Source organism: Hydrogenophaga sp. PAMC20947, from assembly GCF_004795855.1.
Classification (GTDB): domain Bacteria; phylum Pseudomonadota; class Gammaproteobacteria; order Burkholderiales; family Burkholderiaceae_C; genus Hydrogenophaga.
In genome coordinates this window covers 2,072,159-2,098,353 of the sequence record NZ_CP039252.1, presented here as the reverse complement: position 1 = coordinate 2,098,353, position 26,195 = coordinate 2,072,159, and the positions used below count along the sequence as shown (strand labels likewise).

Sequence of the window (26,195 nt, the reverse complement as noted above, 5' to 3'; positions counted from 1 at the left end):
TCAGGCGGGGTAAGCGGGTACAGTCGTGCTTTCGCACTTGTTGTCCCCTGGCCGCGTCTCAAAGCCCTGGGCAAAACCCTCACGACCGTTCCCGCCCCTCATTTATGGACCTCGATCAGTTCGACTTGCCCCGTTATCTCTCCATGCTGCCGTTGTTTCACGACATGGACCCTGCAGAATTGCAGCGATTGACCCAGGGTTGCAAGCTCAGGCGACTTGGGCGGGGTGACCCGGTTTTCCACATCGGCGAACCTTGCAATGAATTCCATGTGACGGTGACTGGGCAGGTCAAGCTGTTTGCGATCTCACCCGCCGGACAGGAAAAGATCATCGAAATTGTGGGGCCGGGCAACAGCTTCGGTGAGGCGCTCATGTTCACGAACAGGCCGTACTTCATCAATGCGCAGGCACTGACAGACACCGTGGTGCTCAGCGTGGCCAAGGCGACGTTGCTGGAAGAAATTGGCCGCGACACCCGGTTTTGCATGCGGATGCTGGCCGGTCTGTCCCGCCGTTTGCATGGCTTGGTCAGCGATGTGCAGGCTTATGCCTTGCACAGTGGGGTTGAGCGGGTGATTGGTTACCTCATGCGAGACCTGCCGGACGATGTGAAGTCGGGGACCGATGGCGCTGGTGATGCGGCAGAACGGCCTCAGCGGGTGGTTCTCCCCGTCAGCAAGGCGGCGATTGCGTCGCGTTTGTCGATGACGCCCGAGTACTTCTCGCGCGTCTTGCATGAGCTGGAAGCCAAGGGCCTGATCGAGATGGACAAGCGGGAGATCCGCATTCCCGACCCCCAACGCCTGATTCGCTTTCCCCTGGCGTGAGGGGCACCGAAGCGGTTCTTGTCCGAGCCGTACACTTCCCAGCATGTTGATTCTTGGATTTGAATCGTCTTGTGACGAAACCGGCGTTGCCCTGGTCGATGCCAGCGGCACCGCGACGCCCCGTCTGCTCGGTCACGCGCTGCACAGTCAGATTGAAATGCACCAGGCTTACGGTGGTGTGGTGCCCGAGCTGGCCAGCCGCGACCACATTCGCCGCGTCTTGCCCCTCACCGAATCGGTGATGCAACAGGCGGCATTGCCTTTGAGCGCCGTGGATGCCATTGCCTACACGCGTGGACCAGGCCTGGCGGGTGCCTTGCTGGTGGGTTCCGGTGTCGCTTGCGCCATGGCGATGGCGCTGGACAAACCGGCCATGGGTGTGCACCACCTCGAAGGCCATTTGCTGTCGCCTTTTCTGAGCGCCGATCCGCCCGAATTTCCGTTTGTGGCCCTGCTGGTGTCGGGCGGCCACACCCAGTTGATGCGGGTTGACGGGGTAGGGCGCTACACCTTGCTGGGGGAAACCATTGACGACGCTGCAGGGGAGGCGTTCGACAAGTCAGCCAAGTTGCTGGGCCTGGGGTATCCCGGCGGACCGGCATTGTCCAAACTGGCCCACGAGGGCGATGCCACGGCCTACAAGTTTCCGCGACCTTTGCTGCACAGCGGCGACCTCGATTTTTCCTTTGCCGGCTTGAAAACGGCGGTGCTGACCCAGGTCAAGCGCCTGGCCCATGCGCGCCCTGAGGGGCCGGCCACACCACAACTGGCGGCGCAGCTCGACAGGGTCCAAAAAGCCGATGTGGCCGCCAGCGCCCAAGCCGCCATCGTGGACGTATTGATCAAGAAGTCCGTAACGGCCGTGAAACAATCTGGCCTGAAACGCTTGGTGGTGGCCGGGGGGGTGGGGGCCAATGACTTGTTGCGTGAGCAGCTCAACGCCGAATGCGCGCGGCGGGGCTGGCGGGTGCATTACCCCGAGCTTCATTTGTGCACCGACAACGGCGCCATGATTGCGCTGGCCGCTGGGCTGCGGTCTCAAGCGGGTTTGCTGAAGCCTGAGTCCGGTGAGGCGGCCTACCGGTTTGATGTGTTGCCGCGCTGGCCCTTGTCGGCGTTGTCGGATGGGGTGGGCTTGAGCTGATTCCCGGGCGCCGTGTCAGTCGCCGCGCCAAGTTCGCCTTTGGGCATTTTTAATTATGAATTACAGTACTGCTCTGTCGCTGGCGTGACAAAGCCGGTGAAGCTGGCGCGTCCTCGCCATCCCCTTGAACCCGAGACCTTTTTCACATGCCTTTTTCCTATCTGAACCGCCGCGCCGCACTGATCGGCTGTCTGCTGGGTGCCAGCCTCTTTTCCCAGGCCTTTGCGCAAACGTCGCCCACGGGCGCGCCCATCCGGATCGGCATGATCGAGGGCCTGTCGGGCCCCTTCGCCAACACCGGCGAAGCCGTTTACCGCAACCTGGTCTGGGCCACTGAGCGGGTCAATGCCCGAGGTGGCGTGAAATGGCCAGGCGGAAACCGCCCACTGCTCATTGAGCGCTTCGACAGCAAAGGACAGACCGAAGAGGCCCTGTCCAGCCTGCGCTCCGCCGTGGACCAGGGCATCCGGATCGTTACCCAGGGGAATTCGTCGGCTGCTGCCGCAGGGCTGATCGACGCCATTGGCAAGCACAACGAGCGCGATCCGGCGCGCAGCGTGGTGTATTTGAACTATTCGGCTGTCGATCCGTCGCTCACCAACGAAAAGTGCAGCTTCTGGCATTTTCGTTTTGATGCCCATGCCGACATGCGCATGACCGCTCTCATGAGCGTGTTGCGCGAGGACAAGGCACTGAAAAACGTGTACCTGATCGGTCAGGACTACAGCTTTGGCCAGGGCGTGTTGCGCGAGGCCAAGCGCCAGCTGAATGAAAAACGGCCCGACGTGACCATCGTGGGCGAAGAGCTGCATCCCGTGGCACGGGTGAAAGACTTTTTGCCCTACGCCGCCAAAATCAAGGCCAGCGGCGCACAAGCTGTGCTGACCGGCAACTGGGGCAACGACCTGACGCTGCTGGTCAAGGCAGCACGTGAAGTGGGTTTTGAAGGGACCTTCTACACGTTCTATGGCAATGCGTTGGGTGCACCGGCCGCCATCGGCGAAGCCGGCATTGGCAAGGTGATCGCCGTGGCCGACTGGTTCCCCAACACGCCTGGTACAGCGTCCGCCGCGTTCTACCAGTCGTTTCGCCAGCGCTTTCCCAAGCCCGAGGACGACTATGTGCACATGCGCATGCAGCTCATGATCGAAGCGCTGGCGCAGGCTATCGAACGTGCCGGTTCGCTGGAGGCGGGTCGGATTGCGTCCGAGCTGGAAACAGCCGAGGTCACCCTGGCAGGGCAGAAGGCGCGCATGAGGCCGGGCGACCACCAGTTGCAACAAGCGCTCGCGGTGGCCGTGATGGACCGCCAAGGCGCCCCGGGTACCCCGTTTGATGTCGAAGGCTCGGGCTTTGGTTTTCGGGTGGTGCGCCAGCTGAGCGCCCAGCAGGCAGAACTGCCGCACACCTGCAATATGCAGCGACCCTGACGCTTCCATCGTACCGGCGCGAGTGGCCACCTTGACGCAAGCCAGATATTGACGAAGGAGAGTTGAATGCGACAGGTCATTGAGAAGCTGGAAGAATCACGCATCCGAGAAGTGGCCAACGAAGGTCTGGGTCGCGAAGGCGTGCTGAAATTCTGGTTCGGCGAGAGCGACGAAGTTACCCCGGCTTTTGTGCGAGAGGCCGCCATGGCTTCCCTGCAGGCTGGCGAAACCTTTTACGCCCACAACCTTGGGCTGCCGGAGCTGCGCGAAGCCCTTGCCGTTTACACCGACGCCCTGCACCCCGGTCGCGGCGCACCCCACTGGCAGCCCAGACTCGCGGTCACCTCGGGTGGGGTCAACGGCTTGATGCTCGCGTCCCAGGCCTTGCTCGATGCGGGCGATGAAGCGGTCGCGATCACGCCAGTCTGGCCCAATCTGCTGGCCCAGCCCCGCATCATGGGTGCGCGTCTGCGCTGTGTCCCGCTCAAGGTGCAGGAGAAGGGCGCCCGGGCGGGAGCCTGGGTGCTGGACATGGATGCCTTGCTGACCGCCATCACGCCGACGACCAAGCTGCTGATCCTCAATGCCCCCAACAACCCGACCGGCTGGACGCTCGACCGCGCCCAGCAGGCCACCATCCTTGAGCACTGCCGTCACACCGGCACCTGGATACTGGCCGACGAGGTGTACGAGCGCCTCTATTTCGCTGGTGATACCGCCAATGGTGCCGCCAGCAGTTTTCTGGACGTGGCCGAGCCCGAAGACCGGTTGATCGTGGCGCACAGCTTTTCCAAGAGCTTTCTGATGACAGGCTGGCGTCTGGGGTGGCTCGTATTGCCTGCCATGCTCACCCCGACCATGGGGAAATTGATCGAGTTCAACACGTCTTGCGCCCCCGTGTTTGTCCAGCGTGCCGCACAGGCCGCCTTGAAGCGGGGTGATGAGATCACCCCTGCGCTTGTGAACCACCTCCGGGTGTGCCGCGACACCCTGGTCCCCTTGTTGTTGGCCATTCCAGGCGTGACCCTGGCCGAACCCAAGGGCGGCATGTACGCCTTCTTCCGTCTGGAAGGACACCCTGATTGCCTGGACACGGCCAAGCGCCTCGTGCGTGAAGCCGGGCTGGGACTGGCCCCGGGCAGCGCGTTTGGCCAGGAAGCGTCGGGCTGGTTGCGCTGGTGCTTTGCCAGTCTTGACCCTGCGCGGCTCGTGCAGGGCGCTGAACGGCTGCGCCAATGGCTGGACCAGCAGCCCTGAACCGCAGCTGGGCTATAATTTGAGGTTGCCGTTGTTTTCAATGGCAATTCACGCCCGTTGCGGCGCCAGGTTTCCGGCATTCCGGGGCTTGCAGGCTGCGACGGGTCGCTTGTTATAGAAGGAAATTTCCATGATCGCCAAAGACATCAAAGCCGCCGTCGTTGCGGACAATGCCCGTGCCGCCAATGACACCGGTAGCCCGGAAGTGCAGGTCGCTATCCTGACCGCACGCATCAACGAACTGACCCCCCACTTCAAGACCCACGCCAAAGACCACCATGGTCGCCGTGGTCTGTTGCGCATGGTGAGCCGTCGCCGCAAGCTGCTGGACTACCTCAAGTCCAAAGATGCTGAGCGTTACCTCGCCCTGATCCAGAAACAGGGTCTGCGCAAGTAATTTTGACCAGGTTCTGATACGGAAATCGCCTGAGTTGGTTCGCTGGCTCGGGCGTTTTTTGTTTGCAGATGCTGGTTCTTTTGATCCCGGCGCAGCGGCAACAGAGCGAAGCTGTGTCATTCCAACGGTGTTGCATGCGTGGCGCAAGGCCGCAAGACCGCTGGAATGGCATCGTGTTCTGGGTTGTGATCGCCGGGTTTTGTGCAGATTGTCTGCACGCCATGTCACCCCTGTGTGGGTGGCGCCAAGGAGCAAACCATGAGCATGTTCAATAAAGTCACCAAGACCTTTCAGTGGGGCCCGCACACGGTCACCATGGAAACCGGCGAAATCGCCCGTCAAGCCTCCGGCGCTGTGCTGGTCAACATCGATGACACCGTGGTGCTGGCCACTGTGGTCGCCAAGACCGATGCCAAGGCCGGTCAAGATTTCTTCCCGCTGACCGTGGATTACACGGAAAAGACCTACGCCGCCGGCAAGATCCCCGGCAGCTTCTTCAAGCGCGAAGGCCGCCCCAGCGAACTCGAAACGCTGACCTGCCGCCTGATCGATCGCCCGATTCGCCCCCTGTTCCCCGAAGGCTTCTACAACGAAGTCCAGGTCATCGTGCACGTGGTCAGTCTGAACCCTGAAGTGCAGGCCGACATCGCGGCGTTGATCGCCACCTCCGCCGCTCTGTCCATCAGCGGGATCCCGTTCAACGGCCCCATCGGCGCTGCGCGCGTGGGCTATGTGAATGGCGAATATGTCCTGAACCCAGGCCAGACCCAGCTCAAAGACAGCCAGCTCGACCTCGTCGTCGCCGGTACCGAAGCCGCAGTGTTGATGGTGGAGTCCGAAGCCCAGCAGCTGAGCGAAGAAATCATGCTCGGCGCCGTGGTGTTCGGCCATGAGCAAGGCAACATCGCTATCGCCGCGATCAATGAGCTGGTGCGTGACGCTGGCAAGCCGGCCTGGGATTGGCAGCCACCTGCCAAGGATGAGCCCCTGATCGCCAAGATCGACGGCCTGGCCAAGGCCAAGCTGGAAGCCGCCTACCAGATCCGCAACAAGCAAGCCCGTACGCAAGCCTGCCGCACGGCTTACGCCGAAGTGATGGCGGCGTTGAAGGCCGAAGGTGCCGCATTCGACAGCGTAGCGATCGAATCGCTGCTGTTTGAAATCGAAGCCAAGATTGTGCGTGGTCAGATTCTGGCCGGTGAGCCCCGCATCGACGGTCGCGACACCCGCACCGTGCGCGCCATCGAAATCCGCAACAGCGTGCTGCCCCGTACCCACGGTTCGGCCCTGTTCACCCGCGGTGAAACACAGGCGCTTGTGGTTGCCACGCTGGGTACCGACCGCGATGCCCAGCGCATCGATGCATTGGCCGGCGAGTACGAAGACCGCTTCATGCTGCACTACAACATGCCTCCCTTCGCCACAGGCGAAGCGGGCCGTTTTGGCTCACCCAAGCGCCGCGAAATCGGCCACGGCCGCCTGGCCAAGCGGGCGCTGATCGCCGTGCTGCCAAGCAAGGAAGACTTCCCGTACACCATGCGCGTGGTGTCGGAAATCACCGAATCCAACGGTTCGTCGTCGATGGCTTCTGTCTGCGGTGGCTGCCTGGCTTTGATGGACGCAGGTGTGCCCATGAAAGCCCACGTGGCCGGTATCGCCATGGGCCTGATCAAGGATGGCAACCGCTTCGCCGTGTTGACCGACATCCTGGGTGACGAAGATCACCTGGGTGACATGGACTTCAAGGTCGCCGGTACCACCAACGGTATCTCCGCCTTGCAGATGGACATCAAGATCCAGGGCATCACCAAAGAGATCATGCAGGTTGCACTGGCGCAAGCCAAAGAAGCCCGCATGCACATCCTGGGCAAGATGCAGGAAGCCATGGGCGAAGCCAAGACCGAAGTGTCCGACTTTGCACCCAAGTTGTTCACGATGAAGATCAACCCCGAGAAGATCCGTGACGTGATCGGCAAGGGCGGCTCCGTGATCCGTGCGCTGACCGAAGAAACTGGCTGCCAGATCAACATCGACGAAGACGGCACCATCACCATCGCAGCGACCGAAGCCTCCAAGGCCGAAGAAGCCAAGCGCCGCATCGAGCAGATCACCGCCGAAGTGGAAATTGGCAAGGTTTACGAAGGCCCGATCACGAAGATCCTGGACTTCGGTGCCCTGGTCAACTTGCTGCCCGGTAAAGACGGCCTGCTGCACATCAGCCAGATCGCTCATGAGCGGGTGGAAAAAGTGACCGACTACCTGACCGAAGGCCAGATTGTCAAAGTCAAAGTGCTCGAGACCGACGAAAAGGGCCGCGTCAAGCTGTCCATGAAGGCTTTGATCGACCGCAACAGCGCCGAGCAACCACAGCAGCAACCACAGTCGTGATTGCGGAGGACTGATATGACCCAGATGCAAGCCGTAGAAATCAGCGCCTTTGGTGCACCCGAGGTACTGGTGTTGTGCGAGCGACCCCGGCCTGTTGCGGGTGCGGGAGAAGTGCTGATCCGCGTGCGTGCATCTGGCGTCAATCGGCCCGATGTCCTGCAACGCAGCGGCGCTTATCCGCCGCCGCCCGGTGCCTCCGATCTGCCGGGGCTTGAAGTCTCTGGCGTGATCGAAGCCGGCGATGTCGAGGCCATGGCCTCGGCGGGCTTCAAGGTCGGTGACCGCGTGTGTGCGCTGGTGGCCGGCGGGGGCTATGCCCAATTCGCCGTCGCACCTGTTGAGCAGTGTCTGCCGGTGCCCGATGGACTGGACGATGTGGCTGCGGCCTCATTGCCCGAAACTTTTTTTACCGTCTGGAGCAATGTGTTTGACCGAGCCCGCTTGCAGGCTGGTGAAACGCTGTTGATTCAGGGGGGGACCAGCGGAATCGGCGTAACCGCCATTCAACTGGCCAAGGCGTTCGGCGCTACCGTGATCACCACGGCAGGCAGTGACGAGAAGTGTGCGGCCTGTCTGCAGCTCGGAGCCGACCACGCCATCAACTACAAAACGCAAGACTTTGCGGCCGAGGTGATGAAGCTCACGTCTGGTCGTGGCGTCGACGTTGTCCTCGACATGGTGGCCGGCAGCTATGTGGCGCGCGAAGTCGAGTGCATGGCGGAAGACGGTCGTATCGTCATCATCGCCGTACAAGGCGGTGTGAAAGCCGAGCTCAATGCGGGCCTGGTATTGCGTCGCCGTCTGGTGATCACCGGTTCCACGTTGCGTCCCCGGCCGGTAGCCTTCAAGGCGGCCATCGCGAAAAGCCTGGGCGAACGGGTGTGGCCGTTGCTGTCGCAGGGGTTGATCAAACCCGTTATTTACCGCGAATTTGAAGCATCGCGTGCGGCCGAGGCCCACGCCTTGATGGAGTCCAATCAGCACATCGGCAAGATTGTGCTCACCTGGGCTTGAATGCTCCGGAGAAATCCATGACAAAACTGATCGCAGGCAATTGGAAAATGAACGGCTCGCTGGCCGCCAACCAGGCATTGGTGCAAGCCATGCTGGAGGGTTTGCAGGGAATCGAGCCCAAAGCCGAAATGGCGCTGTGCGCGCCATCCTTGTACCTCGCACAGATGCAAAGTCTGCTCACGGGCAGCGCCATCGCCTGGGGCGCTCAAGACGTGTCGGCCCAGGAGCAGGGCGCTTTCACGGGTGAAATCAGCGCAGCGATGTTGAAAGACTTCGCTTGCCGCTACGCTATCGTGGGGCACTCCGAGCGCCGCCAGTACCACGCCGAGTCCGATGCAGCTGTTGCCAGCAAGGCCCAGCGTGCGTTGGCCGCGGGCGTTACCCCGATCGTTTGCGTGGGTGAAACCCTGGCTGAGCGCGACGCGAATCAAACCGAAGCCGTGGTCAAGCGCCAGTTGGCCGCCGTGATCCACGCCGTGGCCCATTGCACCAGCGAAATCGTGGTGGCCTATGAGCCTGTCTGGGCGATTGGCACCGGCAAGACGGCGACCCCGGAGATGGCTCAAGCCGTGCATGCCGTGCTGCGCAAGCAGATCTCAGCAGCCACGCAACACCCAGAGCGGGTGAAGATTCTTTATGGCGGCAGCATGAATGCGGCCAATGCCGCCAGCTTGCTGGCGCAGCCAGACATCGATGGCGGTTTGATCGGCGGTGCGTCGCTCAAGGCAGCCGATTTCCTTCAAATTGTGGCCGCCGCTCAGCTCTGAGCCCGGCAGCCTTGTTCCTTACCGGAGTATTTCCATGCACGCTTTGTTGAATATCCTGCAAGTTGTCCAGATCCTCGCCGCTGTCTTCATGGTAGGCCTCATCCTGATGCAGCATGGCAAGGGTGCCGATGCGGGCGCCGCTTTTGGTGGGGGCGCAGGCTCTGCAAGCCTGTTTGGTGCTTCAGGGGGTGCCAACTTCCTGTCGCGCACCACGGGGGTGCTGGCAGGCCTCTTTTTGGCCACCACACTGGGGCTGGCCTATTTCGGTAATCTGCGCCCTACCGCCGCAACAGGCAGCGTGCTTGAGGGCGTGGTCGTGCCAGTAGCGCCCCTGACGCCAGCTGAGCAGATCCCGGGTTCCGCCGAGGCGCCTGCCGCAGCGCCGGTTGCCGCCGATGCTGTCCCATCGGTCCCGGCCGATGTGCCCGCCGCAGGTGAGGCCCAGATTCCTTCCAAATAAGTTTGCGACCGAACGAGCCGGCATGACGCCGGGCCTTCGTTCTGGCGCGTTGCAAGCAGGGCCTGTCTTGTGCATTTGCACCAAAAAATGCAGGGCTGGCCCAGAAACGGGTGTGATTCAGGGTAAACTCTATGGGTTGTCGGGATGGTTCGCAGCAGTCCTCGCGGATCCGACAATGTAGACCCAGCCGACGTGGTGAAATTGGTAGACACGCTATCTTGAGGGGGTAGTGGCGAAAGCTGTGCGAGTTCGAGTCTCGCCGTCGGCACCAAACATTGGCAATCATGGCGCAAGGCCATGCCAACGGATACATCAAAATGAGTCTCGAGCAATACCTTCCCGTCCTTTTGTTTATTGTGGTGGGTCTTGCTGTCGGGGTCATACCCCAGGCCTTGGGTTACATCCTTGGCCCCAACCGGCCCGATCCGGAAAAAAATTCCCCTTACGAGTGCGGCTTCGAGGCTTTCGAAGACGCGCGCATGAAGTTCGATGTCCGCTACTACCTGGTGGCCATTCTCTTCATTTTGTTTGATCTCGAGATCGCGTTCCTGATTCCCTGGGCGGTGGCGTTTGCCGATATCGGCTCTACGGGCTTTGTCACGGGCGTGGTGTTCTTGGTTGATCTGTTGGTGGGTTTTGTGTACGCGTGGAAAATTGGCGCCCTGGATTGGGAATGAAGCGTCTGCTGGCGCAATGGAGCACACATGATTGAAGGCGTATTCAAAGAAGGCTTCATGACGACGAGTTATGACTCGGTCGTGAACTGGGCCAAAACGGGTTCGTTGTGGCCCATGACCTTTGGCTTGGCCTGCTGCGCTGTTGAAATGATGCACGCGGCTGCGGCGCGTTACGACATCGGCCGTTTTGGCGCCGAGGTGTTTCGGGCCAGTCCGAGGCAATCGGATTTGATGATTGTGGCGGGTACGTTGTGCAACAAGATGGCGCCAGCCTTGCGCAAGGTGTACGACCAGATGGCTGAGCCACGTTGGGTTATCTCCATGGGATCCTGCGCCAATGGCGGTGGTTATTACCATTACAGCTATTCTGTGGTGCGGGGTTGTGATCGCATCGTGCCCGTGGACGTGTATGTGCCGGGTTGCCCGCCGACCGCTGAAGCCCTGATCTACGGGATCATCCAGCTGCAGCAAAAGATTCGCCGCACCAACACCATTGCACGCGCCTGAGCGCGGGCTTTGCCAGATACCGGAAAGATCACGGCCCATGACCGAAAACGCCACCACTTACGCGCCCAGTCTGCAGGCGCTCCAAGCGACCCTCAAAGGATTGCTGGGCGACCAAGTGCGTTCGCTGGACATCGTGCGGGACGAGCTCACCTTGGTTGTTGGTTCGTCCGACTACCTGGGTGTGATGCAAACCCTGCGCGACGCCCCTGAAGCCCGGTTCGAGCAAATGCTCGACCTGTGTGGCATCGATTACCAGGATTACGGTGACGGTCGCTGGGAAGGTCCTCGTTTTGCGGCTGTGGTGCACCTGTTGTCCGTGAGCAAGAACCACCGCCTCCGCGTGCGGGTCTTTTGCCCGGAAGACGATTTTCCCGTGCTCGCCTCGATCACTGCGTTGTGGAGCTCGGCCAACTGGTATGAGCGCGAAGCTTTCGACTTGTATGGCATCGTCTTCGAAGGTCACAACGACCTGCGCCGCATCCTCACAGACTACGGCTTCATCGGTCACCCGTTCCGCAAGGACTTCCCGCTGTCCGGGCATGTGGAGATGCGCTACGACGCTGAGCGCAAGCGCGTGGTTTACGAGCCGGTGACCATCGAGCCTCGCGAAGTCACGCCGCGCATCATCCGCGAAGACAACTACGGGGGCTTGCACTGAAGGCTGAAGCCTGAGGCGGAATCACATGGCAGAAATCAAGAATTACACCCTGAACCTGGGCCCTCAGCACCCGGCAGCCCACGGCGTTTTGCGCCTGGTTCTGGAGCTCGATGGCGAAGTGGTTCAGCGCGCTGACCCCCACATCGGTTTGTTGCACCGCGCCACCGAAAAGCTGGCCGAACACAAGACCTATATCCAGTCGTTGCCCTACATGGATCGGCTGGATTACGTGTCCATGATGTGCAATGAGCACGCCTATTGCCTGGCCATTGAAAAGCTGCTGGGCATCGAGGTGCCGATCCGCGCGCAGTACATCCGTGTGATGTTCAGCGAGATCACGCGGTTGTTGAATCACCTGATGTGGCTGGGTTCGCACGGCAACGACTGCGGCAGCTCCACCATCCTGATTTACGCCTTCCGGGAGCGCGAAGACCTGTTCGACATGTACGAGGCGGTCTCGGGTGCGCGCATGCATGCGGCCTATTTCCGTCCTGGCGGCGTGTACCGCGACCTGCCGGACACCATGCCGCAGTACCAGCACAGCAAGATCCGCAATGCCAAAGCCATGGCGGAGATGAACACCAACCGCCAGGGCTCGTTGCTGGACTTCATCGACGATTTCACCCAGCGGTTCCCGACCTATTTCGGGGAATACCACACCCTTCTGACGGACAACCGTATCTGGAAGCAGCGCACGGTTGGCGTCGGTGTGGTCACACCAGAGCGCGCGCTCAATCTGGGCATGACAGGGCCCATGCTGCGCGGCTCGGGCATCGCCTGGGACTTGCGCAAGAAGCAGCCCTACGAGGTCTACGATCAGATGGACTTCGACATCCCGGTCGGCAAGACGGGAGATACCTACGATCGTTACCTCGTCCGAATGGAGGAGATGAGGCAGTCCAACCGCATCATCAAGCAGTGTGTGGACTGGCTGCGGGTGAATCCTGGCCCGGTGATTACCGACAACCACAAGGTCGCACCGCCTTCGCGCGAATCCATGAAATCCAGCATGGAAGAGTTGATACACCACTTCAAGCTGTTCACCGAAGGCTTCCATGTGCCCGAGGGCGAAGCCTATGCCGCAGTCGAACACCCCAAGGGGGAGTTTGGCATCTACATGGTCAGCGACGGCGCCAACAAGCCCTACCGCCTGAAAATCCGCGCGCCCGGTTTCGCGCATTTGTCGGCCATGGACGAAATGGCAAAGGGCCACATGCTCGCGGATGCCGTTGCGATCATCGGCACCATGGATATCGTTTTTGGAGAGATTGACCGATGAACGCAGTCAGCTCAACCGCCAGCGGTCCGGTTCAGGCCGCTCAGTTGTCCGAGGCAACGCTCGCACGCTTCGCGCGCGAAGTGGCCAAATACCCGGCAGACCAGGCCCAATCCGCCGTGATGGCCTGCCTGTCTATCGTGCAGCAGGAGCAGGGGTTTGTCAGCCGGGCCAGCGAAAAGGCCATTGCTGACTATCTCGGCATGCCTGTGATGGCCGTGTACGAGGTCACCACCTTTTACAACATGTACAACCAGCAACCGGTGGGCAAATTCAAGCTCAACGTGTGCACCAACCTCCCTTGCCTGCTGCGCGACGGGGGCAAGGCACTGGAACATCTGGAGCACAGGCTGGGTGTGACCATGGGCGGCACGACTGCCGACGGCCTGTTCACCCTGCAGCAAAGCGAATGCCTGGGCGCTTGCGCCGATTCGCCTGTGATGCTGGTGAACGACCGCCACATGTGCAGCTTCATGAGCAACGACAAACTCGATCAACTGATCGACGGCCTGAAGGCCTCGGAAGGCAAAGCATGACCGCAGATCAAGTGCTCGCGCAATTTCGTGCCACCGGCGTTCAGACCTGCTTTCATGACCGCCACCTCGATGCCCAGATCTATGCTGGCCTGAACGGCAGCAACTGGTCCCTCAAGGACTACGAAGCCCGTGGCGGCTACCAGGCCCTGCGCAAGGTGCTGGGCAAAGATGGCTCTGCGCCCGATCCTGAGACCGGCCTGGCTGGCATGACCCAGGACCAGGTGATTGCCACCGTCAAGGAGTCATCTCTGCGGGGGCGTGGCGGTGCCGGTTTCCCTTCGGGTTTGAAGTGGAGCTTCATGCCCCGCCAGTTCCCCGGACAGAAGTACCTGGTGTGCAACTCTGACGAAGGCGAGCCGGGCACCTGCAAAGACCGCGATATTCTGATGTACAACCCCCACATCGTCATCGAAGGCATGGCGATCGCGGCGTATGCCATGGGCATCAGCGTGGGCTACAACTACATCCATGGCGAGATCTTCCAGGAGTACGAGCGATTCGAGGCCGCGCTGGAAGAAGCGCGTGCCGCCGGTTTGCTGGGCGACAACATCCTGGACAGTGGATTCACCTTTCAGCTTCACGCCCACCACGGCTTCGGCGCCTACATTTGTGGCGAAGAAACCGCCTTGCTGGAATCGCTCGAAGGCAAAAAAGGCCAACCGCGCTTCAAGCCGCCATTCCCGGCCAGTTTCGGTTTGTATGGCAAACCAACCACCATCAACAACACCGAAACTTTCGCGGCAGTACCCTGGATCATCCGCAACGGTGGTCAGGCCTACCTCGAGTGCGGCAAGCCCAACAACGGTGGCACCAAGATCTACTCGGTCAGCGGTGATGTCGAGCGTCCAGGCAACTACGAAATTCCCATGGGAACGCCGTTCGCCAAGCTGCTGGAGCTGGCCGGCGGGGTGCGCCAGGGGCGCACGCTCAAGGCGGTGATCCCTGGTGGATCGTCTTCGCCCGTGTTGCCTGCGCCCGTCATCATGGATTGCACCATGGACTACGACTCGATCTCCAAGGCCGGTTCCATGCTGGGCTCGGGTGCCGTGATCGTGATGGACGATTCACGCTGCATGGTTGAGTCGCTCAAGCGCTTGTCTTATTTCTACATGCACGAGTCCTGCGGGCAATGCACGCCTTGCCGCGAAGGTACCGGGTGGCTGTGGCGCCTGGTGGACAAGATCCACCGTGGCGACGCCAAGGCCGCAGACATGGCGCTGCTTGACAATGTGGCCGAGAACATCATGGGTCGCACGATTTGCGCCCTGGGTGACGCTGCGGCCATGCCGGTGCGCGCCATGCTCAAGCATTTCCGGCCCGAGTTCGCGGCCATGATCAAAGCGGATGCTTCGGCCTCTGCCTGATGACGGAAAACAAAATGGTTGAAATCGAACTCGACGGCCAAAAGGTCGAAATAGCGCCCGGCAGCATGATCATGCATGCAGCCGAGAAGGCGGGTACCTATATTCCCCACTTCTGTTATCACAAGAAGTTGTCCATTGCGGCCAACTGCCGCATGTGTCTGGTGGACGTGGAGAAAGCGCCCAAACCCATGCCCGCCTGTGCGACCCCGGTCACGCAGGGCATGATCGTGCGCACCAAGTCCGACAAGGCCATCAAGGCCCAGCAGTCGGTCATGGAGTTCTTGCTGATCAACCACCCGCTGGACTGTCCGATCTGCGATCAGGGTGGCGAATGCCAGTTGCAGGATCTGGCCGTGGGTTACGGCGCCGGCGCCTCCCGCTACGAAGAAGAAAAGCGTGTGGTGTTCCACAAGGATGTGGGACCGCTGATCTCCATGGAAGAGATGAGTCGCTGTATCCATTGCACCCGCTGCGTGCGGTTTGGTCAGGAAGTGGCCGGCGCCATGGAGCTGGGCATGTCTCATCGCGGCGAACACGCCGAGATCGAAACGTTCATCGGTGACACGGTGGACTCCGAGCTCTCGGGCAACATGATCGACATCTGCCCGGTGGGCGCGCTCACCAGCAAGCCATTTCGCTACAGCGCCCGCACCTGGGAGCTCTCGCGTCGCAAGTCGGTCAGCCCGCACGACTCGACGGGCGCCAACCTGATTGTTCAGGTCAAGAACCACAAAGTGATGCGCGTGGTGCCGTTTGAGAACGAGGCTGTGAACGAGTGCTGGATCGCCGACCGCGATCGCTTCTCGTACGAGTCGCTGGACAGTGCCGATCGCCTGACTGCGCCCATGCTCAAGCAGGGCGGTGAGTGGAAGACGGTTGACTGGCAAACCGCGCTGGAATATGTGGCCAACGGCCTGAGGCAAGTCAAAGGCGATCACGGTGCATCGGCCATCGGTCTGCTGGCGAGTCCGCACAGCACGCTTGAAGAGCTGGCCCTGGCTGGTGCGCTGGTCCGTGGCCTGGGCAGCGAAAACATCGACAGCCGGCTGCGTCACGCCGATTTCGGCAACGCTGCTGCTGCTGGCGCCGCCCGCTGGCTGGGCATGCCAATCGCCGATCTGAGTTCGTTGCAACGTGTGCTGGTGGTGGGTTCCAATTTGCGCAAAGACCACCCTTTGTTCGCGCAACGCATCCGCCAGGCTGCACGCCACGGTGCACAAGTGAATGCGTTGATCGCAGCCGATCAAGACTGGGCTTTGCCGCGCAAGAACACGCTGATTGCAGACAGCAGCGTCTGGGTTCGTGCACTGGCTGGCGTGGCCGTGGCTGTAGCCGCCGAGAAAGGCGTGCAAGCGCCCGTGGCGGCGGAGTCCAGCGACGAAGCCAAAGCCATCGCCAAGTCCTTGATGGGCGGCGAGCGCAAAGCCATTCTGCTCGGCAACGCCGCTGCGCACCATGAAAAGGCCGCCAGCCTTCTGGCGCTGGCCAATTGGATCGCCCAGCAAACGGGTGCTCAAGTGGGGTACCTGACCGAGGCTGCCAATACCGTGGGCGCTCAACTGATGGGTGCTGTACCGGGGCAGGGCGGCTTGAACGCAACCCAGATGCTGGGACAATCGCTCAAGGCATTGATCCTGCTCAACACCGAGCCTGTCGACGACAGTGCGGCGGGTGTGGCCGGGTTGGACACGGCTGGCATGGTGGTCACCCTGAGCCCCTTTCAAACCAACATGGACATCAGCGATGTGCTGCTGCCCATCGCTCCGTTCAGCGAAACCTCGGGTTCCTTTGTGAACGCCGAAGGCCGTTTGCAGAGTTTTCACGCCGTGGTGCGTCCTTTGGGCGAGACCCGTCCGGCCTGGAAGGTACTGCGTGTGCTGGGCAACCTGCTGAGCTTGTCTGGTTTTGATGCCGATTCGTCGCAAGCTGTTCTGACTTCGGTGTTGCCAGGCGTGAAGCACGGTGATCTGGTGGGCGCTGCCCGCCTGTCCAATGCCGATGTGGGCGCGGGCGCTGCTGCGGCAGACCAGCGGCCTGCGACCGTGGCGCCCTGCGTGGCGGCCATCTACCAACTTGACTCGTTGGTGCGCCGAGCCACCTCGTTGCAGCTCACCCGCGACGCAAAGGCAACAGCCCAGTCAGGAGTGCTCGCATGATCGATGCCATGTACAACGCAGGCCTCGGCTTGATTGCTGCTGAGTGGTGGACCACAGCGGCCTGGCCGGTCATCTGGGCCATGGTCAAGATTGTTGCGGTGCTGGTGCCCCTGATGGGCGCTGTGGCTTATCTCACCTTGTGGGAACGCAAGCTGTTGGGGTTCATGCAGGTGCGCATGGGCCCTAACCGCGTGGGACCCTTTGGTTTGCTGCAGCCCATTGCGGATGCCGTGAAACTGTTGACCAAAGAGATCATCAGCCCCAGCGCGGCTTCGGGCGGCCTGTTCCGTCTCGGCCCGATGATGGCGATCATGCCGGCGCTGGCCGCCTGGGTGGCTGTGCCTTTTGGTCCGGAAGCCATCCTGGCCGACGTCAATGCCGGTTTGCTGGTCATTTTGGCCATCACTTCGATTGAGGTGTACGGCGTGATCATTGCGGGCTGGGCTTCCAATTCCAAGTACGCTTTCCTGGGTGCCATGCGTGCATCGGCTCAGATGGTGAGCTATGAAATCGCCATTGGTTTCTGCTTCCTGGTGGTCATCATGACCGCTGGCAGCTTGCACCTCGGTGAGATCGTGGCCTCTCAGGCCAAAGGCATGGGCGCGGGCATGGGTCTGAACTTCCTGTCCTGGAACTGGTTGCCACTGTTTCCCATTTTCATCGTGTACCTGATTTCCGGTGTGGCCGAGACCAACCGCCATCCGTTTGACGTGGTTGAGGGGGAGGCCGAGATCGTTGCTGGCCACATGGTCGAATACTCCGGCATGGGCTTTGCCATCTTCTTCCTGGCCGAATACGCCAGCATGTGGCTGGTGTCCATCCTGGCCGTGTTGCTGTTCCTGGGCGGCTGGTTGCCACCAGTCTCCGCACTGGACTTCATTCCCGGCTGGATCTGGTTGGGGGCCAAAACCTTTGTGGTCGTCTCCATGTTCATCTGGATCCGGGCCACTTTCCCGCGCTTCCGTTATGACCAGATCATGCGTCTGGGCTGGAAGGTTTTCATTCCCGTGACGCTGGTGTGGCTGCTCCTTGTGGGTGGTCTCATGCAGACGTCGTGGAACCTCTGGAAATAAGCAGGGCACACACATGACTACTTCTCTCGTTGCCCCCAAGTCGGTTGTTGCGCCGTTTTCGGTGATCGACTTTTTCAAAAGCTTCATGCTGTTTGAGCTGGTCAAAGGCATGGCCTTGACGGGTCGCTACACGTTCCGCCGCAAGATCACGGTTCAGTTCCCCGAGGAGAAAACCCCTTTGTCTCCGCGTTTTCGTGGTTTGCACGCCCAGCGCCGGTACGAAAACGGCGAAGAACGCTGCATCGCCTGCAAGCTGTGCGAGGCGGTATGCCCTGCGCTGGCCATCACCATCGAAGCAGGCCAGCGCGAAGATGACGGCTCGCGTCGCACCACGCGCTACGACATCGACCTGACGAAATGCATTTTTTGCGGTTTCTGCGAAGAGGCCTGCCCAGTCGATGCGATTGTGGAAACCCATATTCTGGAATACCACGGCGAAAAACGCGGCGATCTGTATTTCACCAAAGAAATGCTGCTGGCCGTGGGTGACCGCTATGAGCCTGAGATCGCCAAGGCCAGGGCCGCTGACGCGCCTTACCGTTGATGTCCCGCTGACCCCGGATCGACCCAAGACCGAAGAAATCACCCATGGATTACCAGACTGGCTTTTTTTACCTCTTTGCGACGGTGTTGCTGTTCGCGGCTTACCGCGTGGTCACCGCCCAGAACCCTGTGCACGCGGTGCTCTACCTGATGCTGTCGTTTTCGCAGGCATCGGCGCTGTGGTTGTTGCTGAAAGCCGAGTTCCTGGGTTGGACCCTGGTGCTGGTTTATCTCGGTGCGGTGATGGTGCTGTTCCTGTTCGTCGTGATGATGCTGGACGTGCGCCTTGATGACGACCGCTGGGGTTTCTGGCAGAACTTCCCCTTGGCTGCCGTGTTGGGTGCGCTGGTCGCGGCTGAACTGATCGCCGTGCTGTGGGTGGGCTTTCCAGCGATCTCTGCACCCGCTTCTGTGGCGCTTCCAGCGGACTACTCCAACACCAAAGAGCTCGGACGCCTGCTCTACAGCCAGTACCTGTACCCCGTCGAAGTGGCGGCGGTCATTCTGCTGGTGGCCATGGTGGCGGCCATTGCATTGACCTTGCGCAAGCGCAAGGACAGCAAGGCCATCGATCCGGGAGAACAAGTTCGCGTGCGCGCCGCCGACCGTCTGGTGGTGTTGTCCATGGCCGCGACCCAAAAAGCCGCGCCAGCCGCGCCGGCTGACGAGGAGAAATCAGCATGAGCAGTGGTTTGACACTCCAGCACTTCCTGTCCGTTGGCGCCATTTTGTTCGCGCTGTCGGTGGTGGGTATTTTCCTGAACCGCAAGAACCTGATTGTTCTGTTGATGGCGATCGAGCTGATGCTCTTGGCCGTGAACATGAATTTCGTGGCCTTCTCCCATTTCCTGGGTGACATGCACGGCCAGGTATTCGTGTTTTTCATCCTGACCGTTGCAGCCGCCGAGTCGGCCATCGGTCTGGCCATTCTGGTGCAGCTGTTCCGCAACCGGGGATCGATCAGCGTGGAAGAACTCAACACCCTCAAGGGATGACCGCCCGACCCCGCATCGCGCGATCACAGCCAAGAACAACACCATGAGCACAACCCTTTCCGCAAGCACCCTATTGGCCGTGCCGCTGGCCCCGCTGGTGGGCTCGCTGCTGGCCGGCATTCTCGGCACCACATTCGGTGGCAATGTCCTTGGACGCCGCAGCGCCCACACCTTGACGATCCTTGGCGTGTTGATCGCCTTTGTGCTGTCGGCGATGACATTGGTCGATGTGGCGGGCGGAGCCCGCTTCAACCAGACCATCTACGAGTGGATGACTGTGGGCGATCTCAAAATGGAGATCGGTTTCATGGTGGATGGCCTCACGGCCATGATGATGTGCGTGGTGACCTTTGTTTCATTGATGGTGCACCTTTACACCATTGGCTACATGGAAGAAGACGCTGGCTACAACCGTTTCTTCGCCTACATCTCGCTGTTCACGTTCTCCATGCTCATGCTGGTGATGAGCAACAACCTCTTGCAGTTGTTCTTCGGCTGGGAGGCTGTGGGCCTGGTGTCTTATCTCCTGATCGGTTTCTGGTTCAACAAGCCCACGGCGATTTTCGCCAACATGAAGGCCTTTCTGGTCAACCGCGTGGGCGACTTCGGCTTCATTCTGGGCATCGGCCTGATCGTGGCTTTTACCGGCACCCTGAACTACACGGAAGTGTTTGCCCAGGCGGACAAGCTCGGTGCCCTGACCTTTGCCAACCCTTTCGGTGGCGAATCATGGCTGCTGATTTCTGTGATCTGCATTTGCCTGTTCATTGGCGCCATGGGCAAGTCGGCACAGTTCCCTTTGCATGTGTGGCTGCCCGATTCCATGGAAGGCCCGACACCCATCTCTGCGCTGATCCACGCCGCCACCATGGTGACGGCCGGTATTTTCATGGTGGCCCGCATGTCGCCCCTGTTTGAGCTCTCGGACACGGCCCTCAACTTCATCATGATCATTGGCTCGATCACGGCCCTGTTCATGGGTTTCCTGGGCATCATCCAGAACGACATCAAACGCGTGGTCGCGTATTCCACGCTCTCACAGCTGGGTTACATGACGGTAGCGCTGGGTGCATCGGCCTACTCGGTGGCTGTGTTCCATTTGATGACGCACGCGTTTTTCAAAGCCTTGCTGTTCCTTGCTGCCGGCTCGGTGATCATGGGCCTGCACCACAACCAGGACATCCGCTGGATGGGTGGCGTGCGCAAGTACATGCCCATCACCTGGATCACGTCGCTGGTCGGGACGCTGGCGCTGATCGGCACCCCGTTCTTTGCGGGGTTCTACTCCAAGGACAGCATCATCGAGGCGGTGCACTTCAGCAACTTGCCCGCAGCACCTTGGGCCCATTTCGCTGTGCTGGCCGGTGTATTCGTGACCTCGTTCTATTCGTTCCGCCTCTATTTCCTGGTCTTCCACGGCAAAGAGCGCTTTGATCAGAATCCGGATGCGCACCATGGCCATGACGACCACCATGGCAGCGCCAAGCCCCATGAGACACCTTGGGTGGTGACTGTGCCATTGGTGTTGCTGGCGATTCCTTCCGTGATCATCGGCTTCATGACCATCGAACCCATGTTGTTCGGTGCTTTCCTGAAAGATGCGATCACGATCAACGCCGAACTCCACCCGGCCGTGGCGGCCTTTGCAGAAGAGTTCCACGGCCCTGTGGCCATGGCCATGCACGCCTTCACCACCATGCCTTTCTGGCTGGCTTTGGGCGGCGCCGTGTCGGCTTGGTACATGTACCTGATCAACCCCGCGGTACCAGCGGCGTTGGAGCGTTTCTTCAAATCGGTGGGCTTGCTGAACATTCTGGAAAACAAGTACTACCTCGACTGGTTCAACGAAAATGTCCTGGCGCGCGGCGCTCGCTTGTTGGGAACCGGCCTGTGGAAAGGCGGGGACCAGGGCGTGATTGAGGGTGGCGTGGTCAATGCCAGCTGGAAAATGGTGGGCATGTTCTCTGGCGCAGTGCGCCGTTTGCAGACCGGCTACCTTTACCACTACGCGCTGATGATGATCGTGGGCGTCTTGTTGTTCATGACGTACTTCGTCTGGCTCGCGTAATCAGGAGAATAAAAAAATGGGTTTGCTGAGCCTTGCAATTTGGACGCCGGTTTTCTTTGGCGTCGCACTGCTGGCCTTTGGCCGGGATACGCACGCCAACACGGTGCGGTGGGTGGCCTTGGTGGGCGCACTGGTGAGCTTTGCCGTGACGATTCCGCTGTACAGCGGCTTCGAACTGGGCACGGCGGCGATGCAGTTCGGCGAAATCTCACCGTGGATCGAGCGCTTCCACATCAACTACCATCTGGGTGTCGACGGCATTTCATTGTGGCTGGTCTTGCTGACCGCGTTCATCACGGTGATCGTGGTCATTGCGGGCTGGGAAGTGATCACCGTGCGCGTGAACCAGTACATGGGCGCGTTCCTGATCCTGTCGGGCCTGATGATCGGCGTGTTCAGTGCGATGGACGCGATGTTGTTCTACGTGTTCTTCGAGGCGACGCTGATCCCGATGTACCTGATCATCGGCATCTGGGGCGGTGCGAACAAGATCTATGCGGCGTTCAAGTTTTTCCTCTACACCCTCCTGGGCTCGCTGCTCATGTTGGTGGCGCTGATTTATCTCTACACGCAGGCCGGTGGCAGTTTCGAACTGGCCGTCTGGCACAAGCTGCCGCTGAGCGCCTCGGCGCAGACCTATTTGTTCTTTGCCTTCTTCGCGGCCTTCGCTGTGAAGGTGCCTATGTGGCCGGTTCACACCTGGCTGCCTGATGTGCACGTTGAAGCGCCCACGGGTGGTTCTGCCGTGCTGGCCGCCATCATGTTGAAGCTGGGTGCCTATGGCTTTTTGCGCTTCTCCCTGCCCATCCTCCCCGACGCTTCGCACGAATGGGCATGGTTGATGATTGCGCTGTCACTCGTGGCGGTGATCTACGTGGGATTGGTGGCCATGGTGCAAACCGACATGAAGAAGCTGGTGGCGTATTCATCGGTGGCACACATGGGTTTTGTCACCCTGGGCTTCTTTGTCTTCAGTGATTTGGGTATGGCCGGTGGCATTGTGCAGATGGTGTCCCACGGTTTTGTCTCGGCCGCGATGTTCCTGGCGATCGGCGTGCTGTACGACCGCATGCACTCCCGCAACATCGCTGATTACGGCGGTGTGGTCAACACCATGCCCAGGTTCGCGGCCTTTGCGCTGCTGTTCACCATGGCCAACGCCGGTTTGCCGGGTACGGCGGGTTTTGTCGGTGAGTGGATGGTCATCCTTGCGGCGGTGAAATCCAACTTCTGGATCGGCGCCGCAGCGGCGTCCGCCCTGATCTTTGGTGCGGCGTATTCGCTCTGGATGTTCAAACGGGTCTACCTGGGTGCGCCCGGCAATGACAACGTTAAAGCGCTGAAAGACATTGGCGGTCGCGAATTCCTGATCATGGCTGCGCTGGGGATTGCTGTGCTCTATATGGGCGTGTACCCCAAGCCGTTCACCGATGTGATGGACGCTTCCGTGGCTGAGTTGTTGCGCCACGTGGCCATCTCCAAGCTGAACTGACCGCCGTACAAGAAATCGAGAGAACGTTCAAATGACAGACAACTTCAGCTTGGTCGCGGCATACCCTGAAATATTGTTGCTGGTGGCCTCCAGCATCATCGCGCTGGTGGGACTGGGTTCCCAATCGTCCACCCGTGGCCTGACCCACTTGCTGACGCTGGCCACGTTGGCCGCTGTGGCCGTGATACTGGCCTTGCGCGCCAGTTCCGGGGTGACGGTGGCAGGCTTTGGTGGGCAGGTGGTCAGCGACCCAATGGGCAACTGGCTGAAGTGCTTTGCCGCGATTGCCATGCTGGTCACGCTGGTCTACGGTCGTTCTTACGCCGGGCACCGCGACATGATGCGTGGCAGCGAGATGTACACACTGGCCCTGTACGCGTTGCTGGGCATGTTCGTGATGATTTCCGGGCACAACTTCCTGGTGATCTACCTGGGCCTTGAGTTGCTGACCTTGTCGAGCTACGCGCTGGTGGCGCTGCGCCGCGATGACCTGAACGCGACCGAAGCGGCCATGAAGTACTTCGTGCTGGGTGCGCTGGCCAGCGGTTTCCTGTTGTACGGTCTTTCCATGGTGTACGGTGCGACCGGGTCACTGGATCTGTCTGGCGTGATGCAGGCCATCGCTGGTGGAGAAGCAACGCTCAAGGGATCCCACCAGGTATTGGTGCTGGGGCTGGTGTTTGTGGTGGCCGGTCTGGCGTTCAAGCTGGGTGTGGTGCCGTTTCACATGTGGGTACCCGACGTCTACCAGGGTGCTCCGACGGTCGTGACACTCATGATCGGTGGCGCGCCCAAGCTGGCCGCCTTTGCCATCGTGATCCGTTTGCTGGTCGAAGGCCTGGCGCCTCTGGCGGTCGACTGGCAGCAGATGCTGGCGGTGCTGTCGGTGATGTCGCTGTTGCTGGGCAACCTGGCAGCGATTGCTCAGACCAACCTGAAGCGCATGCTCGCGTTTTCCACCATTTCCCAAATGGGCTTCCTCTTGCTGGGGCTGCTCGCGGGTGTTGTTGCTGGCGCAGAAGGTTTGGACAACAGCAACATGGCCAACGCCTACAGCTCGTCCATGTTTTACGTCATCACCTATGTGCTGACCACCTTGGCCACGTTCGGCGTGATCATGTTGCTTTCGCGCGAAGGCTTCGAGTCTGAAGAGATCCAGGATCTGGCGGGTCTCAACCAGCGCAGCCCGCTCTATGCTGCCGTGATGGCGGTGTGCATGTTCTCGCTCGCCGGCGTGCCGCCCATGGTGGGCTTTTACGCCAAACTGTCGGTGCTGCAAGCCTTGCTGGCGTCCTCACAGCCGGTCTACATCGGTTTGGCCGTGTTCGCGGTGATGATGTCGCTGGTGGGGGCGTTTTACTACCTTCGCCTGGTCAAGGTCATGTACTTTGACGCGCCGACCCAGACCGGCGCCATCGAAGCGGGTTTTGAAGTGCGCTCTGTTTTGTCCATCAATGGCGCGCTGGTGCTGGTGCTGGGTATCGTTCCAGGCGGCCTGATGGCCGTCTGTGCTCAGGCGATTGCCTCGCTGCTGGCCTGAGGCCAGTGATCGTCTTGGTCAGCCTGGCGGTGAACTCGCCGGGTCGGGCCGGGTCGCACAAACACCATGAACCATTCCTTTTCCGTCGCGCTCGTGCTCTTGGCCGCCTTTCTGGGTGCCAACTTGCCGTTTATCAATGAACGCTGGGTCGCGATCTTTCCCCGGCGCCTTCCCAAGACCCTGTGGATGCGGGTAGGTGAACTGGTGGTCTGTTACTTCCTGGTGGGGGCCCTTGGCCTGGCATTGGAGCAGTCGGCCGGCCAGATCTACCCTCAGGGCTGGGAGTTTTATGCCACGACCGGCGTCCTGTTCCTGACCCTGGCCTTCCCGGGCTTTGTCTACCGCTACTTGTTCAAACGCAAGGGTTGATGGCCAGCCCATGAACGACGACCTGCACCTTCGCGAGATTCCGGTGTCCCGCGCCGAGGTGTTGCGGGGCAGTTTCCTGCATGTGGTTCGGGACACGGTGCGACTGCCGTCGGGCAAAGAAACCACTCGCGAATTTGTGTTGCATCCCGGAGCGGTCATGGTGATCGCCTTGCTGGACGATGGCCGGGTGGTTCTGGAGCGGCAATACCGCCATCCCATGCAAGCCGTGATCACGGAATTCCCCGCCGGCAAGCTGGATGCGGGAGAGGGCAGTCTGGCGTGTGCGCAGCGCGAATTGCGCGAAGAAACCGGCTACAGCGCCCGGGAGTGGGCCTATGCGGGCCAGTTGGCCCCCACCATCGCTTATTCGGATGAACGGATTGGCATCTGGTTTGCGCGTGGGCTGACGCTGGGCGAACGGCGTCTGGATGAGGGTGAATTCCTGGATGTGTTCACGGCCTCGCCCAACGACGTGGCCGCCTGGTGTCGGGATGGCACCATCATGGACGGCAAATCGCTGGTCGGCGCTCTCTGGCTGCAAAACGTGTTGAATGGCCAGTGGACGCTGGAATGGTCGGTGATACCCGATTCATCAGCGGCGGGCTTGCCATGAAAGTGCTGGATCTTCAATGCAGCCAGCACCACAGCTTTGAGGGCTGGTTTGGCTCCGAGGCGGACTACATTGATCAACAGGATCGGGGTCTGTTGACCTGCCCACTGTGTGGTGATTCATCGATACAAAAAATGCTTTCAGCCCCCCGTCTCAACCTGAAGGCGGGGCGCGAGCGGCCCGAATCGGGTGGAGAAGATGCCACGAACGCGGCTGCTCCGGAAAGCACTGCTGCTTCGGATGAGCCGGTTGAACGTTCGGTTGAGCCTGTGCTTCAGGCCCGCTTGATGCAGGTGATGCGCGAGGTGCTGACCAAGTCTGAGGACGTCGGCGATCGCTTTGCGGATCAGGCCCGTGGCATGCACCACGGCGATATTCCCCCGCGCAGCATCCGCGGACAGGCCACCCCCGACGTGGCCCAGGAATTGATCGAAGAGGGCATCGATGTGATGGCTTTGCCGGCATTGCCGGGTCTCAAGGGCACCTTGCAGTAAGGCTTGCGGTCAGCCGGGCTGCGGCGGCGGTTGGCCTGTTGGGCGCATGGGCCATGGGCGCCCTGCGGAAGGCTGATTGATGGGGCTGAGGCCCCATTTTTTTGGCCCGCCGCCCTCCAATGCATAAAATGCATAAGGTCATGGAATGACCCT

At 60.6% G+C, this 26,195-nt stretch carries 26 protein-coding genes and 1 tRNA gene; all 27 read left to right on the top strand.

Annotated features, from left to right (window positions below):
* The first annotated feature begins 104 nt into the window (after positions 1 to 104).
* The 27 genes from E5678_RS09395 to E5678_RS09265 all read left to right on the top strand — a co-directional run bounded on the left by E5678_RS09395 (position 105) and on the right by E5678_RS09265 (position 26,042).
* Entirely contained in the window at positions 105 to 827 is a 723-nt protein-coding gene (locus E5678_RS09395; protein WP_136178279.1) for a Crp/Fnr family transcriptional regulator, read from the top strand.
* A 43-nt stretch (positions 828 to 870) separates the two neighbouring features.
* Entirely contained in the window at positions 871 to 1,971 is a 1,101-nt protein-coding gene (gene tsaD, locus E5678_RS09390; RefSeq protein ID WP_136178278.1) for a tRNA (adenosine(37)-N6)-threonylcarbamoyltransferase complex transferase subunit TsaD, read from the top strand.
* Between the two features lie 263 nt (positions 1,972 to 2,234).
* Complete coding sequence (locus E5678_RS09385) at positions 2,235 to 3,401, top strand: branched-chain amino acid ABC transporter substrate-binding protein (protein WP_247597012.1); 1,167 nt, start codon at positions 2,235 to 2,237, stop codon at positions 3,399 to 3,401.
* A gap of 66 nt (positions 3,402 to 3,467) precedes the next feature.
* A complete protein-coding gene (locus tag E5678_RS09380; RefSeq protein ID WP_136178276.1) occupies positions 3,468 to 4,658 on the top strand; it encodes a pyridoxal phosphate-dependent aminotransferase in 1,191 nt (396 codons plus the stop codon).
* Positions 4,659 to 4,788: 130 nt separating this feature from the next.
* The gene (gene rpsO, locus E5678_RS09375; RefSeq protein WP_136178275.1) at positions 4,789 to 5,055 is read left to right on the top strand and encodes a 30S ribosomal protein S15; all 267 of its coding nucleotides are present in this window, start codon (positions 4,789 to 4,791) and stop codon (positions 5,053 to 5,055) included.
* Positions 5,056 to 5,313: 258 nt separating this feature from the next.
* Complete coding sequence (pnp, locus tag E5678_RS09370; RefSeq protein WP_136178274.1) at positions 5,314 to 7,443, top strand: polyribonucleotide nucleotidyltransferase; 2,130 nt, start codon at positions 5,314 to 5,316, stop codon at positions 7,441 to 7,443.
* Positions 7,444 to 7,467: 24 nt separating this feature from the next.
* Positions 7,468 to 8,457 (top strand): NAD(P)H-quinone oxidoreductase, encoded by a 990-nt coding sequence (locus E5678_RS09365; RefSeq protein WP_136180713.1) that lies wholly within the window; start codon positions 7,468 to 7,470, stop codon positions 8,455 to 8,457.
* A 17-nt stretch (positions 8,458 to 8,474) separates the two neighbouring features.
* Positions 8,475 to 9,224, top strand: a complete 750-nt coding sequence (gene tpiA / locus E5678_RS09360) for a triose-phosphate isomerase (protein WP_136178273.1) — start codon at positions 8,475 to 8,477, stop codon at positions 9,222 to 9,224.
* Positions 9,225 to 9,258: 34 nt separating this feature from the next.
* Entirely contained in the window at positions 9,259 to 9,684 is a 426-nt protein-coding gene (secG, locus tag E5678_RS09355) for a preprotein translocase subunit SecG (RefSeq protein WP_136178272.1), read from the top strand.
* Positions 9,685 to 9,870: 186 nt separating this feature from the next.
* Positions 9,871 to 9,955 (top strand) — tRNA-Leu (locus tag E5678_RS09350).
* 46 nt (positions 9,956 to 10,001) lie between these two features.
* On the top strand, positions 10,002 to 10,361 hold the full coding sequence (locus tag E5678_RS09345; protein ID WP_136178271.1) for an NADH-quinone oxidoreductase subunit A: 360 nt from the start codon (positions 10,002 to 10,004) through the stop codon (positions 10,359 to 10,361).
* Positions 10,362 to 10,388: 27 nt separating this feature from the next.
* Positions 10,389 to 10,868, top strand: coding sequence for an NADH-quinone oxidoreductase subunit B (locus E5678_RS09340; protein ID WP_136178270.1), 480 nt, complete (start codon positions 10,389 to 10,391; stop codon positions 10,866 to 10,868).
* A gap of 37 nt (positions 10,869 to 10,905) precedes the next feature.
* On the top strand, positions 10,906 to 11,526 hold the full coding sequence (locus tag E5678_RS09335; RefSeq protein WP_136178269.1) for an NADH-quinone oxidoreductase subunit C: 621 nt from the start codon (positions 10,906 to 10,908) through the stop codon (positions 11,524 to 11,526).
* A 25-nt stretch (positions 11,527 to 11,551) separates the two neighbouring features.
* A complete protein-coding gene (locus E5678_RS09330) occupies positions 11,552 to 12,805 on the top strand; it encodes an NADH-quinone oxidoreductase subunit D (RefSeq protein ID WP_136178268.1) in 1,254 nt (417 codons plus the stop codon).
* On the top strand, positions 12,802 to 13,338 hold the full coding sequence (gene nuoE, locus E5678_RS09325) for an NADH-quinone oxidoreductase subunit NuoE (protein WP_136178267.1): 537 nt from the start codon (positions 12,802 to 12,804) through the stop codon (positions 13,336 to 13,338). Before E5678_RS09330 ends, nuoE begins: the two co-directional genes overlap by 4 nt.
* The gene (gene nuoF, locus E5678_RS09320; protein ID WP_136178266.1) at positions 13,335 to 14,702 is read left to right on the top strand and encodes an NADH-quinone oxidoreductase subunit NuoF; all 1,368 of its coding nucleotides are present in this window, start codon (positions 13,335 to 13,337) and stop codon (positions 14,700 to 14,702) included. Before nuoE ends, nuoF begins: the two co-directional genes overlap by 4 nt.
* 14 nt (positions 14,703 to 14,716) lie before the next feature.
* On the top strand, positions 14,717 to 16,858 hold the full coding sequence (nuoG, locus tag E5678_RS09315; RefSeq protein WP_136178265.1) for an NADH-quinone oxidoreductase subunit NuoG: 2,142 nt from the start codon (positions 14,717 to 14,719) through the stop codon (positions 16,856 to 16,858).
* Entirely contained in the window at positions 16,855 to 17,931 is a 1,077-nt protein-coding gene (nuoH, locus tag E5678_RS09310; protein ID WP_136178264.1) for an NADH-quinone oxidoreductase subunit NuoH, read from the top strand. Before nuoG ends, nuoH begins: the two co-directional genes overlap by 4 nt.
* A gap of 13 nt (positions 17,932 to 17,944) precedes the next feature.
* Positions 17,945 to 18,475: an NADH-quinone oxidoreductase subunit NuoI gene (gene nuoI, locus E5678_RS09305; protein WP_136178263.1), complete on the top strand. Its 531-nt coding sequence runs from the start codon at positions 17,945 to 17,947 to the stop codon at positions 18,473 to 18,475.
* Positions 18,476 to 18,519: 44 nt separating this feature from the next.
* A complete protein-coding gene (locus E5678_RS09300; RefSeq protein ID WP_136178262.1) occupies positions 18,520 to 19,158 on the top strand; it encodes an NADH-quinone oxidoreductase subunit J in 639 nt (212 codons plus the stop codon).
* Complete coding sequence (gene nuoK, locus E5678_RS09295) at positions 19,155 to 19,469, top strand: NADH-quinone oxidoreductase subunit NuoK (protein ID WP_136178261.1); 315 nt, start codon at positions 19,155 to 19,157, stop codon at positions 19,467 to 19,469. The genes E5678_RS09300 and nuoK overlap by 4 nt, the downstream gene beginning before the upstream one ends.
* Positions 19,470 to 19,512: 43 nt before the next feature.
* Entirely contained in the window at positions 19,513 to 21,537 is a 2,025-nt protein-coding gene (gene nuoL, locus E5678_RS09290) for an NADH-quinone oxidoreductase subunit L (RefSeq protein ID WP_136178260.1), read from the top strand.
* A gap of 16 nt (positions 21,538 to 21,553) precedes the next feature.
* Positions 21,554 to 23,029: an NADH-quinone oxidoreductase subunit M gene (locus E5678_RS09285; RefSeq protein WP_136178259.1), complete on the top strand. Its 1,476-nt coding sequence runs from the start codon at positions 21,554 to 21,556 to the stop codon at positions 23,027 to 23,029.
* A gap of 31 nt (positions 23,030 to 23,060) precedes the next feature.
* A complete protein-coding gene (gene nuoN / locus E5678_RS09280; RefSeq protein WP_136178258.1) occupies positions 23,061 to 24,569 on the top strand; it encodes an NADH-quinone oxidoreductase subunit NuoN in 1,509 nt (502 codons plus the stop codon).
* A 66-nt stretch (positions 24,570 to 24,635) separates the two neighbouring features.
* A complete protein-coding gene (locus E5678_RS09275) occupies positions 24,636 to 24,938 on the top strand; it encodes a DUF2818 family protein (protein ID WP_136178257.1) in 303 nt (100 codons plus the stop codon).
* 10 nt (positions 24,939 to 24,948) lie between these two features.
* Positions 24,949 to 25,551, top strand: coding sequence for an NUDIX hydrolase (locus E5678_RS09270; RefSeq protein WP_136178256.1), 603 nt, complete (start codon positions 24,949 to 24,951; stop codon positions 25,549 to 25,551).
* Positions 25,509 to 26,042, top strand: a complete 534-nt coding sequence (locus E5678_RS09265; RefSeq protein WP_348770376.1) for a DUF1178 family protein — start codon at positions 25,509 to 25,511, stop codon at positions 26,040 to 26,042. Before E5678_RS09270 ends, E5678_RS09265 begins: the two co-directional genes overlap by 43 nt.
* Positions 26,043 to 26,195 lie beyond the last annotated feature (153 nt).